This is a genomic window from Staphylococcus sp. SM3655 (assembly GCF_016917315.1).
Classification (GTDB): domain Bacteria; phylum Bacillota; class Bacilli; order Staphylococcales; family Staphylococcaceae; genus Staphylococcus; species Staphylococcus aureus.
In genome coordinates, this window is the sequence record NZ_CP070305.1 from 1,205,058 (window position 1) to 1,217,953 (window position 12,896).

Annotated in this window: 12 protein-coding genes; 8 read left to right on the plus strand and 4 right to left on the minus strand. The window is 31.8% G+C overall.

The window, feature by feature from the left end:
• Positions 1 to 110 precede the first annotated feature (110 nt).
• The 3 genes from JQN76_RS05835 to JQN76_RS05845 all read left to right on the plus strand — a co-directional run bounded on the left by JQN76_RS05835 (position 111) and on the right by JQN76_RS05845 (position 2,935).
• Positions 111 to 344: a hypothetical protein gene (locus JQN76_RS05835; protein WP_000921246.1), complete on the plus strand. Its 234-nt coding sequence runs from the start codon at positions 111 to 113 to the stop codon at positions 342 to 344.
• Between the two features lie 21 nt (positions 345 to 365).
• Entirely contained in the window at positions 366 to 1,142 is a 777-nt protein-coding gene (locus JQN76_RS05840) for an N-acetylglucosaminidase (RefSeq protein WP_000739224.1), read from the plus strand.
• 668 nt (positions 1,143 to 1,810) lie between these two features.
• Complete coding sequence (locus JQN76_RS05845) at positions 1,811 to 2,935, plus strand: FAD-dependent monooxygenase (protein ID WP_000684141.1); 1,125 nt, start codon at positions 1,811 to 1,813, stop codon at positions 2,933 to 2,935.
• Positions 2,936 to 3,026: 91 nt separating this feature from the next.
• Here the strand turns inward: JQN76_RS05845 and JQN76_RS05850 are convergent, their stop codons facing one another.
• The 3 genes from JQN76_RS05850 to JQN76_RS05860 form a co-directional block, all read right to left on the minus strand.
• Positions 3,027 to 3,980 carry a 2-hydroxyacid dehydrogenase family protein gene (locus JQN76_RS05850; protein ID WP_000417016.1) on the minus strand — a complete coding sequence of 318 codons (954 nt, stop codon included), beginning with the start codon at positions 3,978 to 3,980 and terminating at the stop codon, positions 3,027 to 3,029.
• 361 nt (positions 3,981 to 4,341) lie between these two features.
• Positions 4,342 to 4,842, minus strand: a complete 501-nt coding sequence (locus JQN76_RS05855; RefSeq protein WP_000737705.1) for a CHAP domain-containing protein — start codon at positions 4,840 to 4,842, stop codon at positions 4,342 to 4,344.
• A gap of 236 nt (positions 4,843 to 5,078) precedes the next feature.
• Complete coding sequence (locus tag JQN76_RS05860) at positions 5,079 to 5,501, minus strand: DUF4870 domain-containing protein (RefSeq protein WP_000206109.1); 423 nt, start codon at positions 5,499 to 5,501, stop codon at positions 5,079 to 5,081.
• A gap of 247 nt (positions 5,502 to 5,748) precedes the next feature.
• Between JQN76_RS05860 and JQN76_RS05865 the strand changes: the two genes are divergently transcribed.
• From JQN76_RS05865 to JQN76_RS05875, 3 genes are all read left to right on the plus strand, one after another.
• A complete protein-coding gene (locus JQN76_RS05865; protein WP_000684567.1) occupies positions 5,749 to 6,831 on the plus strand; it encodes an NAD/NADP-dependent octopine/nopaline dehydrogenase family protein in 1,083 nt (360 codons plus the stop codon).
• 94 nt (positions 6,832 to 6,925) lie between these two features.
• Entirely contained in the window at positions 6,926 to 8,326 is a 1,401-nt protein-coding gene (nhaC, locus tag JQN76_RS05870; RefSeq protein ID WP_000977737.1) for a Na+/H+ antiporter NhaC, read from the plus strand.
• Positions 8,327 to 8,499: 173 nt separating this feature from the next.
• Positions 8,500 to 8,742 carry a hypothetical protein gene (locus tag JQN76_RS05875; protein WP_001789136.1) on the plus strand — a complete coding sequence of 81 codons (243 nt, stop codon included), beginning with the start codon at positions 8,500 to 8,502 and terminating at the stop codon, positions 8,740 to 8,742.
• Between the two features lie 16 nt (positions 8,743 to 8,758).
• Here the strand turns inward: JQN76_RS05875 and JQN76_RS05880 are convergent, their stop codons facing one another.
• Positions 8,759 to 9,562, minus strand: coding sequence for a CHAP domain-containing protein (locus JQN76_RS05880; protein WP_000717381.1), 804 nt, complete (start codon positions 9,560 to 9,562; stop codon positions 8,759 to 8,761).
• Between the two features lie 609 nt (positions 9,563 to 10,171).
• On the opposite strand from JQN76_RS05880, the gene JQN76_RS05885 reads away from it, so the two are divergent.
• On the plus strand, positions 10,172 to 12,127 hold the full coding sequence (locus JQN76_RS05885; protein ID WP_000131846.1) for a helix-turn-helix transcriptional regulator: 1,956 nt from the start codon (positions 10,172 to 10,174) through the stop codon (positions 12,125 to 12,127).
• A 25-nt stretch (positions 12,128 to 12,152) separates the two neighbouring features.
• Positions 12,153 to 12,896, plus strand: coding sequence for a SarA family transcriptional regulator (locus JQN76_RS05890; RefSeq protein ID WP_000032856.1), 744 nt, complete (start codon positions 12,153 to 12,155; stop codon positions 12,894 to 12,896).

A 12,896-nucleotide genomic window follows, 5' to 3' on the forward strand; every position in this document is an offset into this window, starting at 1 on the left:
AAATCACGTGCTATTGTGAATCAATCATCGACAGGCCTATGAAACATCATGTATTATTATGATTATGTAAGTTATTTAAATAAAAAGGGTGAGTGCATATTAATTCGAGAATGTTAAAAACGTCAGCTGTAATTTCTAATACATTATTAGTCATAGGTTTAGTCTGTCTATTTATGATGAAATTAGTGTTAGCTATTACTTTTTTTGCTGTTTCATTATCAATTAGTCTAGTTGTCTTTAATATGATGTTCAGAGATAGAACAACGATGAAAGTAATCGTTAACGCTTCTTTTTTAATCGTAATATTAGCGATTGTAGTGGCATATTTTTTATTGTCTAAGTAAGAAAAATGAGGTTTTGTCTATATGAAGAAGAATTTCAAGTTACGCATTTCAACGCTACTATTGATAGTTATTTTAGTTGTTTTTGCTGTATTACTCATCGTGAATGAAACTAAATTGTTTAAAAATGATGTGAATTACTCTTTTGATGAGGCTGTTTCAATGCAACAAGGGAAAGGTATTGTACAGACAAAAGAAGAGGATGGTAAATTTGTTGAAGCAAATAATAATGAAATTGCTAAAGCAATGACTATTTCACATAAAGACAATGATATGAAGTATATGGATATCACAGAAAAAGTGCCAATGTCGGAATCTGAAGTTAACCAATTGCTAAAAGGTAAGGGGATTTTAGAAAATCGAGGGAAAGTTTTTCTAGAAGCTCAAGAAAAATATGAGGTTAATGTCATTTATCTTGTTAGCCATGCATTAGTAGAAACAGGTAACGGCAAATCAGAATTAGCAAAAGGCATTAAAGATGGAAAAAAACGCTATTACAACTTTTTTGGTATAGGAGCATTCGATAGTAGTGCTGTTCGTAGTGGGAAAAGTTATGCTGAAAAGGAACAATGGACATCACCAGATAAGGCGATTATTGGTGGTGCAAAGTTCATTCGTAATGAATATTTTGAAAACAATCAACTGAATTTATATCAAATGCGATGGAATCCAGAAAATCCTGCGCAACATCAATATGCGAGTGACATTCGCTGGGCAGATAAAATTGCCAAATTAATGGATAAATCCTATAAGCAGTTTGGTATAAAGAAAGATGATATTAGACAAACATATTATAAATAAGACATCGGTGCTTAAAGGAGCTGGAACAATTTATTGTTTCGAGCTCCTTTAGCACATTCTGAGTGTGTTAGTTAAATGGATTTTAACCTAACAAAAAACGCGGGAGTGGGACAGAAATGATAAAGAGCCACTAATGATTTATTATGTAGTGGTTCTTACACATTAGCCACAGCTAATGTGTACTTAAAAATAGGAATACATGAGTAAAACTCATGCATAAGAAATACTAATTTCTATAGAAAAAGTATTTCTTTATCGTTGTCCCACCCCAACTTGCACATTATTGTAAGCTGACTTTTCGTCAGCTTCTGTGTTGGGACCCCCACCCCAACTCGCATTGCCTGTAGAATTTCTTTTCGAAATTCTCTGTGTTGGGGCCCCTGACTAGAGTTGAAAAAAGCTTGTTGTAAGCGCATTTTCATTCAGTCAAATACTGCCAATATAATATTATAGACCCTAGGACATTGATTTATGTCCCAAGCTCCCACATCATTGTTACAAATGTACATGATGTAAATGAATATTGCTGTCTAAATGTGCATGTAATATACAATGGTGCAGATAATACACTTAAGTCCTTAAAAATGAAACGTTAGTTCCAAGAGTCATTTTTAAACAATAGTGCATGTGATAAAATAGAAAAGAATGAAAAATATAGAGGTGACAATATGAAGATAGCAATTATAGGTGCAGGCATCGGTGGATTAACAGCTGCTGCATTATTACAAGAACAAGGTCATACTATTAAAGTCTTTGAAAAAAATGAGTCAGTTAAAGAAATTGGCGCTGGGATTGGTATCGGAGATAATGTGCTTAAAAAACTAGGTAATCATGACTTAGCTAAAGGTATTAAAAATGCTGGGCAAATCTTATCTACAATGACAGTGTTAGATGACAAAGATCGCCTGTTAACTACTGTTAAATTAAAAAGTAATACATTGAATGTGACGTTACCACGCCAAACATTAATTGACATTATTAAATCTTATGTAAAAGATGACGCAATATTTACAAATCATGAAGTCACGCATATAGATAATGAGACAGATAAAGTTACCATACATTTCGCGGAACAAGAAAGTGAAGCATTTGATTTATGTATTGGTGCTGATGGAATTCATTCTAAAGTGAGACAATCTGTAAATGCTGACAGTAAAGTATTATATCAAGGGTATACATGCTTTAGAGGTTTAATTGATGATATTGATTTAAAGCATCCGGATTGTGCAAAAGAATACTGGGGAAGAAAAGGAAGAGTAGGTATTGTTCCGTTATTAAATAATCAAGCATATTGGTTCATTACAATTAACTCGAAGGAAAACAATCATAAATATAGTTCGTTTGGTAAACCTCATTTGCAAGCATACTTTAATCACTATCCAAATGAAGTTAGAGAGATCTTAGACAAACAAAGTGAAACAGGTATCTTATTGCATAATATTTATGATTTGAAACCACTCAAATCTTTTGTTTATGGTCGTACTATTTTACTAGGAGATGCAGCACATGCGACAACGCCTAATATGGGGCAAGGTGCTGGACAAGCAATGGAAGATGCTATCGTATTAGTAAATTGTTTTAACGCATACGACTTTGAAAAAGCATTACAGCGTTATGATAAAATACGTGTCAAACATACTGCAAAAGTAATTAAGCGTTCTAGAAAAATCGGTAAAATTGCCCAATATCGTAGTCGTTTATTTGTTGCAGTTAGAAATCGTATTATGAAAATGATGCCAAATGCATTAGCAGCTGGACAAACTAAATTCTTATATAAATCGAAAGAAAAATAATACAACAATATGAAAACCCCCGTATGTTGAAACGAGAGCTCAACATATGGGGGTTCTTGTTTTTATAATGTTATTATAATAAATTCAATTATTAGTTAACGACAAATTGTGGTTTCTCACCTTGAACGGCACTAATTGCAGCATTAGCAACAATTTTAGACATCATGTCACGTGCTTCAAATGTAGCATTACCAATATGCGGTGTTAATACTACATTATTAAGTGATTTTAAGTCATCGGTAATATCTGGTTCAAATTCATATACATCAAGTGCAGCACCTTCAATTTCATTATCTTTCAATGCTTGCACTAGTGCTTGTTCGTGCACGATTGGACCACGAGAGGCATTGATTAAATACGCCGTAGATTTCATCATTTTAAATTGTTCTGTATCAATTAAATGATGCATTTTAGGATTATAAGCAGCGTTGATAGTGATAAAATCTGCATTCTTTAATAGTGTATCTAAATCTACATATTTTGCACCGATTTCTCGTTCTTTTTCTTCTTTGCGATTAGGTCCAGTGTATAGCACATCCATGTCAAATGCTCTTGCACGACGAGCTACTGCACTACCAATTTCACCTAAACCGATAATGCCGATTGTTTTCCCAGATACTTCTCTACCTCTGAAAAATAAAGGTGCCCATCCATCAAATCCAGTTGTACGTGATAATTGGTCCCCTTCAACAATACGACGCGCTACTGCAAGTACTAATCCAATTGTTAAATCAGCAGTCGCGTTTGTTGATGCTTTAGGTGTGTTTGTAACATCTATACTTTTTTCTCGGGCATACTCGATATCAATATTATTAAAACCAGCGCCATAGTTGGCAATGATTTTTAAGTCTTTACCAGCATCGATAACATCTTTATCAACGTTTGTAGATAATAAACTAATTAAGGCAGTCGCGTTTTTAACACCTTTAATTAAAGTGTCTTTATCGACTAATCCTTTACCTTCATACATTTCAACTTCAAAATGTTCTTGTAAAAGTTTTAAACCTACTTCTGGTATTGCACCAGCAACATAAACTTTTTCCATAAAAGATCACTCCTTTTATCTTAGTATAGTAGAAGATTAGACAGTATACAACTATGTCATGATGTCTTGTGTATCAATGATGTAAGCGTGTACTTTTGATGGAGGTGATATAATTTAGGCACTGTAGAACTATGAATATTGTAATGTGGAAAAACTGGATCAATTAAATTAGATAACGTAGTTTTAAAGTTAATAGTATTAGAAAAAATTAATATTATGAATATGGGAGGAAATATAAATAAGTAGGTGGCAACGAAAAATAGCAAAAAAAGAGCTTCTCCTATAAAGGAAAGCTCAAAGTTTGTTGATGACATATGTACTAGAATTAAGTTTCAAGACAATATGTATCATCGTGTTTATATTAAATATGGATGTAGTTGTAGTTACCTGCTTCACTTGCAGAAATAGTTCTAGAACTTACTGAGAAAGGTCCGCCACTATAATTCATTTCTGAAATTGTAACTGAACCATCACTGTTTACACTTTCTACATATGCAACGTGACCAAATGGTCCTTCAGAAGATTGTAGGATAGCGCCTTTAGAAGGTGTATGATTTACTGTGAATCCAGCACCTTGTGCAGCAGCAGCCCAATTATTAGCATTTCCCCAAGTAGAACCGATTTCTCCGCCTACTTTATCATATACATACCAAGTACATTGTCCTGCAGTGTATAAGTTACCAGAATGTGAAATTGATGATGTAGTTGTCGTAGTTGTTGTAGTCGTTGTAGTTTGAGTCGTGTTGTAGTTATAGTTGTTGTAATTTGTATAATTTTCAGCAGCATCTGCATGATGTGCTTGACCTACTAATGCTGTACCGATTCCTGCTGTTAACGTAGTTGCTGTTACTAATTTTTTCATGAATAAAGTCCTCCAAAGTTCTATATCTTTTTTTATAAATAAAACGTAGCGACTGTTTTATTCTCACATCTCGAATTGATGACAATAGTTACTTTAACAAAATTAATGCTTCTTGTGGGGAATGTTATTGATTTGTAAAAGAATAAAAAAACTTTGACTAATTTTGTAATAAAAATTAGTCAAAGTTACAATGAGATTAACAGATAATTAATAGGAAATATTTATTTGTAATATGTTTAAATAAATCGAATTGTTAAAGGTATTACATATTCTTGACCATTATAATATTTGACACACGCAATAATTGTGAATACAAAAGATAATATTGAGAAAGCGAATATGGATAAAATACCGATAAACGTAATGATGAAACCTATAATAATAATGAAATCAATATCTGTAGCAATTAGGAAAACGCCTATTAAAGTGATAACGACTAAAACGATAGACCAAATAATATAAGAAATCGTATAGTTAAGATAATTTTTTCCAGCACGATCAACTAGTTTCGATTCATCTTTTTTCAATAACCATATTATCAGTGGACCAATAATAGATGTGAATAAACTTAATAAATAGATAAGCATCGCCATAATGTTCTCATCATTGGATTTGCGATTCGGTTGATGATTTGTTACGTCGTTCATTTCAGTTGTCATATTAGACACTCCTTTGAAAATTGTAATATTATCTTTAACTATAACAAAATATAATCAAAAATAAACATGTTTATTAAACAATTATTAAAAATAAAAATAATTGGTGGACGTCGGCGTTTAAATAGGTTAATTTAAGGTTATATATACTTAACATTTATAATGATGCGTAATGAATTCGCATCATTTTTATATTGTCTTACGTATAATTTGTTTTTAATTTTAACCAAAGATAGAAAGAGGGTTGTTTATGAAAATAGCAATTGTAGGATCAGGAAATGGCGCGGTTACGGCAGCAGTAGATATGGTGAGCAAAGGCCACGATGTTAAATTATATTGTCGTAATCAATCTATAAGTAAGTTTCAAAACGCAATCGAAAAGGGCGGATTTGATTTTAATAATGAAGGTGATGAACGTTTCGTAAAATTCACTGATATTAGTGATGATATGGAATATGTTTTAAAAGATGCTGAAATTGTTCAAGTGATTATTCCATCTTCATACATAGAGTATTATGCTGATGTAATGGCAGAGCATGTAACTGATAATCAGTTGATATTCTTCAACATGGCTGCAGCAATGGGGTCAATTCGTTTTATGAATGTTTTAGAAGATAGACATATTGAAACAAAACCACAACTAGCGGAAGCTAATACGTTGACGTATGGTACGCGTGTCGATTTTGAAAATGCAGCAGTTGATTTATCTCTAAATGTACGTCGTATCTTCTTTTCAACATATGATAGAAGCTGTCTAAATGATTGTTATGACAAAGTTTCAAGTATTTATGATCATTTAGTAAAAGAGGAAAGCTTAATTAAAACAAATCTTGAAAATGGTAATCCTGAAGTGCATCCAGGACCAACATTATTGAATGTCGGTCGCATTGATTATGCTGGCGAGTTCGCTTTATATAAAGAAGGAATTACTAAACATACAGTTAGATTACTTCATGCAATCGAATTAGAACGTTTGAATTTAGGCCGTAGATTAGGTTTTGAATTATCAACAGCTAAAGAATCACGTATTGAACGTGGTTATTTAGAACGTGATAAAGAAGATGAACCATTAAATCGTTTGTTTAATACAAGCCCAGTATTTTCACAAATTCCAGGACCAAATCATGTAGAAAGCAGATATTTAACTGAAGATATTGCATATGGTTTAGTACTATGGTCAAGCTTAGGTCGTGTTATTGATGTACCGACACCAAATATAGATGCAGTAATTGTAATTGCATCAACCATTTTAGAGAGAGACTTCTTTGAGGAAGGCTTAACAGTTGAAGAAATTGGTTTAGATAAGCTTGATTTAGAAAAATATTTAAAATAAATGATGGCTTGAAGATAGAAAAGGATATAGCATTATGCAAAAGCAATAAATTGAAGAAAAGAGGTTTCTCATCAATAAGCGAAGGGGACGATAGATGATGAAAAGAAAACCCACCTTTTTAGAATCAATTTCGACAATGATTGTAATGGTTATTGTTGTTGTAACAGGCTTTGTGTTTTTTGATATTCCAATTCAAGTATTATTAATTATTGCCTCAGCATATGCCACATGGATTGCAAAACGTGTAGGCTTAACATGGCAAGATTTAGAAAAAGGCATTGCAGAACGTTTAAATACTGCAATGCCTGCAATTTTAATTATACTAGCGGTAGGAATTATAGTAGGCAGTTGGATGTTTTCTGGCACAGTGCCAGCCTTGATTTATTATGGCTTAGATTTATTGAATCCAAGCTATTTTTTAATATCAGCCTTTTTTATAAGTGCTGTTACATCTGTAGCAACTGGTACAGCATGGGGCTCTGCATCAACTGCAGGGATTGCACTTATTTCTATTGGTAATCAATTGGGGATTCCTCCAGGGATGGCAGCGGGTGCTATTATAGCAGGGGCTGTGTTTGGCGATAAAATGTCACCATTATCAGATACAACTAATTTAGCGGCGCTTGTTACTAAAGTTAATATATTTAAACATATACATTCGATGATGTGGACGACGATACCTGCATCAATCATAGGTTTATTAGTATGGTTTATTGCTGGATTTCAATTTAAAGGGCATTCAAATGATAAACAGATTCAAACTTTGTTATCAGAGCTTGCACAGATTTATCAAATTAACATATGGGTCTGGGTTCCCTTAATTGTGATCATTGTTTGTTTGCTATTTAAAATGGCTACAGTGCCAGCTATGCTAATATCAAGCTTTTCTGCCATTATAGTGGGGACTTTTAATCATCATTTCAAAATGACAGATGGTTTCAAAGCAACATTTAGTGGTTTTAACGAATCAATGATACATCAGTCTCATATTTCATCCAGTGTGAAAAGCTTGTTAGAACAGGGTGGTATGATGAGTATGACCCAAATATTAGTAACGATATTTTGCGGATATGCATTTGCAGGTATTGTAGAAAAAGCAGGATGTTTAGAAGTCTTATTAACTACTATTTCTAAAGGCATCCATTCTGTAGGAAGTTTAATATGTATTACTGTTATTTGTTGTATTGCGCTTGTATTCGCTGCAGGTGTTGCTTCGATTGTAATTATTATGGTCGGTGTGTTAATGAAAGATTTGTTCGAAAAATACCAAGTCTCTCGTTCCGTTTTATCAAGAACACTTGAAGACTCAAGTACGATGGTCTTACCTTTAATACCATGGGGAACATCAGGTATTTACTATACGAATCAACTTCATGTCTCTGTTGAAGAATTTTTCATATGGACAGTACCATGTTATTTATGCGCAATTATAGCAATTATCTATGGTTTTACAGGGATAGGTATTAAAAAGTCATCGAATTCACGTTTAACTTAATGTGAGCGTGGAATATATATAATATGTTGAAACACTTTAATCATTTATAATTGTAGCGGTTATAATTTGAAAAGGTTTTAACTTAGAATAAATATCCTCTATACATATACTGAATATGTTTTGTAGCGGAACATGTTGATATATGTAATGTAAGTTTTATGTCATGATTTGTAATGACTAAATTAATTGAGAATTTGAAGGCAAGTATATTTGTAAGTACTTTAACTAAAAATTTATCAATGTATAGCCGATTTGACATGCCTAAATTTGGGTGTGTCAATGGCTGTATGTTGTTTATTCTTTATTACAGAGTGAATCGGATTGGTGAAAATCGAAATTTTGAGATTTTTACCAATTCGATTTTTTTCATAGAAATTAAAAAAGCCAACAAGGCTCTTGAAACCTTGTTGGCGTAAACATAGCCATCACTAATTAGTGAATGAAGTTATAACCAGCAGCTTGGCTAGCTGAGATTGTACGTGAAGTTACAACACCTGGGCCATAACCATAGTTCATTTCTGAAACTCTTACTGAACCATTGCTGTTAACACTTTCAACGTATGCAACGTGACCGTATGCACCTTGAGTTGTTTGCATAATTGCACCAGCTTTTGGTGTATTGTTCACTGTGTAACCAGCTCTTGCAGCTGCGTTAGCCCAGTTACTTGCATTGCCCCAAGTTGAACCGATTTTACCACCTACACGATCAAATACGTAGTATGTACATTGACCAGAAGTGTATAAGTTACGTCCTGAAGTATAACCACTTGAGATTGAACGGCCATTTGATGATGGAGCCATAGTTGTAGTTACTTGAACATTGTTGCTTGAAGTGCTGTAGCTTGCACCTAAACCACCAGTACGGTAGCTGTTTGTGTTGTAACTATTATAGTTATTGTAGTTATATGATTGATTATTATTTGAGTAGTTGTTGTAACGGCTGTAGTTATTGTAGCTATAACCGTTGTTGTAATTGTTATAGTTATTGTAACCATTGTAGTAGTAATAGCTGTAGTAGCCATTATCTTGGTTTAATTGACTTGGATGCCAGTTACCTTTCCATGTGTAATGGTAGTTACCTTGTGCATCAATAGTGTAAGTATAGCTATATGATGTTGGGTCATTTGGATTATAACCGTAGTTATCTTGCTCAGAAGCATGAGCTTGATTTCCTGATGCAATTGCGATTGTAGCGAATCCTGCAGTTGCGATAGTAGCTGTAGCGATTTTCTTCATTTTAAAAATATCCTCCTAAAAATTTTAAATCTAAAATATTTTCGTAATGTCCGTGTGACAAAATTAATGTTATAAGTTATCTCTCGTAATTAAACGACAAGAAAGACTATAACAGAAATTAGCGTCCTTGTGTGCTTTGTTAACGTTTTGTAATTTTTTGCTAATATCTTGACACAATAGAATTTTAAAAGTATAGAAATTTGCATTTTGCAAAACTTATAACTACGGCATTCTTTGTGAAAACTGAATGTTTCGAAAATAAGTCTGTTACAAATTTGTAATATTACTGAAAATTCTAAATGTATATTTTGTGCATAATATAGGACTTTTAATCAGAAAATGCATAAAAATTCGACACGAACGATCAAGTTTCTATGATTATGAAAGCTTTGGTATTTGGATGAAAATGTATATTTAATGGATAAAATATCCTAATTTAGCATAAAAAAATGTTTTAATAAAAGTATTATTTGATATAATCGATTTATGTTTTGTTACTGCTAAAAAACATGTGGCGATATAATTGGTAGTGAATATTAGATGTTGACAATTGATTTGAGAAAGACAAACAGGAGTAAATCAATATATTTGTATATGTGAGGATGTAAGATGACAGATAATTATTCACTACATATTTATAAAAGTATGAAAATGAGTAGTGTGAAGGAAGCGAACTTAAAAATTATATATTGGCTACAAGGTACAGGTGTAGTTTCAATCAATCTACAACAATATGATGTAAAAAGAAATGATGTCACCGTTATTATGTTGAATGATTTGTATCAAATTGATGGTCATGATGATAGTGTATGTTGTGTTGTTGAAGTAAGTGCAAAGACATTTTTGAAGTTTATGAATGCAAACTATATGATGCGTGGCAAGATATTAACAAATGAGGTTGCTAGCACTTTTAGAATCTTGATTAAGTATTTAATCTACAGCAAAATTAAACAACAGTCTTATAATGCTAATGATAAGATTATTAATTACATGTGTGTTGAATTAATGTCATTAAATACATACGATGGTAGTCGTCATTTAGTAGCCGAAGAAGTGCACGATTATTTAACAAACAACCACCATAAAAAGATAAATAGGAAAGATGTTATTAATCAAGTTAGTATTACAAACAAAGCTTTAAGTGAAATGTTTAAAGCGACACCTTATAGTAATTTTATTCAATATTTAAATCATATTAGACTGGAGCATTGCTTAATTGATATTTTAACTTCTAAGAAGCCTATTGAAGAAATCGCAAGTAGTCATGGTTTTAATCATTATTCTCGTTTTATACACCTCTTTAAAGAAACGTATGGTAACACTCCTAAATTAATTAGAAAAAGATATAGTCCAACATCTCATTCAATTAACCATTCCCAATTAGTTGAAATTGATAAAAATATAATTGAATTATTTGATGATACTAATCAAAGTTCTTCAAGTATGCGCGAGATTGATATACCTTTTGAGCCTACAAAAAGGAGTCAAATGTATCAACCTAAAAACATTTATATTAAAGGAAGTAATTTTTATTGGATGGATTATTATACTATTAAACAAATCATTCAAAGATTAGGTGTTAATCCTGAAAACTTGCATATAATTGTTACAATCGACACAAGCAATGAGCTATCGATTGAACAAATCACTTTATTACTTCAAAAGATAGTGAATTACAATGTAAATGTAGTGTTTCGTATTAAACATGAATATAAGGAATTGTTAACGAGTGCTGAAAGAGGCAAGATAGAAAAGCTAGTAGCTACAATTTTTAATATGACTTTTGAGAGTAATAGATGTAAGATTGCATTTTTAATTAACGACTTAAATACTACTGCAATTCAAAAACTGAAACGTTTAATAGATAATTATATAGGAGTATTTGAATTAATATATCATCTGGAACCAAAAGAGTTGAATACGCGCTATGATAAAGAAATTGATCATCTAATAGACTATTTTATCTTACCGCTAAGACAAATAGAACAGGTGTCTATTGCACGTTCTAAAATTATATGTGATGTAGATTTGATTAATGAGAATAATGACTTAAAAGAAAAAATCACAATGTCTGATATTAATAAGGTTTCTGAACTTTTGACAAATTATACAAAATTTCGAGGACTTATTATGCACATGTCAATTATAAGTGAAGCGAGCAAAGAAATAAATTTAACTAGATTATCAATATTCATTTTTATCATAAATATACTTAATCAATTACGAGGGATTGTTATTTATCAAAATGACACGATGATTGTAACGAAGTTCAAACATGAAGTACAATGTGTCATTTGTTTGCCAGCCGCATTGTTAAATGAGAATTCAGACGCTATACGTTTATCGTGTAAGGGTCTTCAACAATTTAGCCATGCTAAAACTAAACAAATTGTTTTAAGTATAGATAAAGATAATCATACTTCCGAAAATGGTGTACTTGTGAATGATATTATGCAACAACACAGTTATTGGAAAGCTAATTTTATAGAAAGAAATATTTATGATCATTCATTAATGGTCTCAAGCAATAGTATTGTTCATTTGAAATATCATCTTGAGATATAGGCATGGTTTAAGAGAGGTTTTAAAGATGTCTAAATTTAAAGTTAAGCGTTTAACTGCACACATACTAATGTTGAAAGTCATTAATGATATGTTGAAATATTCATTTCATCTCACTTTGACTCAAGTGAAACTATTAAATCTATTAGTTAAATATGATAATTCTGATTCCAATAGCGCTTCAATAGATAGTTTATTAAAAATGAAAGAAATCCAATCTAAGATGGCCCTTCTTCAAATGTTAAGTTATTTAAACAATCATCAATGGCTATTGAAAGGAAGAGATCAAAGGGATCAACGTAAATTGACTATTTCGATTAATAAAATGCATATAGATAAAATAGAATATATGAATAATGAGCTTAGTGACTATATTGAACGTTATTTTGGTCAATATACATTTGATTTTAGTTGTGACTATGTATCGTATTTATTGTCGTCACAAGAATTATTGCGGAATCTAAAGTGTTATTTAAATATGTGTCAATTAACATTAGAAGAGTTATACGTTTTAGGAATATTAAATCTGCATAAAGGTCAATTGACGGTTAAAGAATTACAGGGTGAATTCCATCACCCGATATTTGCGGTTAGCCCGATTTTAAAGTGTTTAATTTTGAAGGGATTAGTTAAAAAAGAGAGATGTGAATTAGATGAAAGGCGTGTTATTGTAACAATCAAGCGAGAAAAGTTTTCTAAAGTCACTATGCTTATTCAAGCATGTTATAATTATCTTGAAAAGGGAATACAAGTTAAGCTTAATAATAAATAG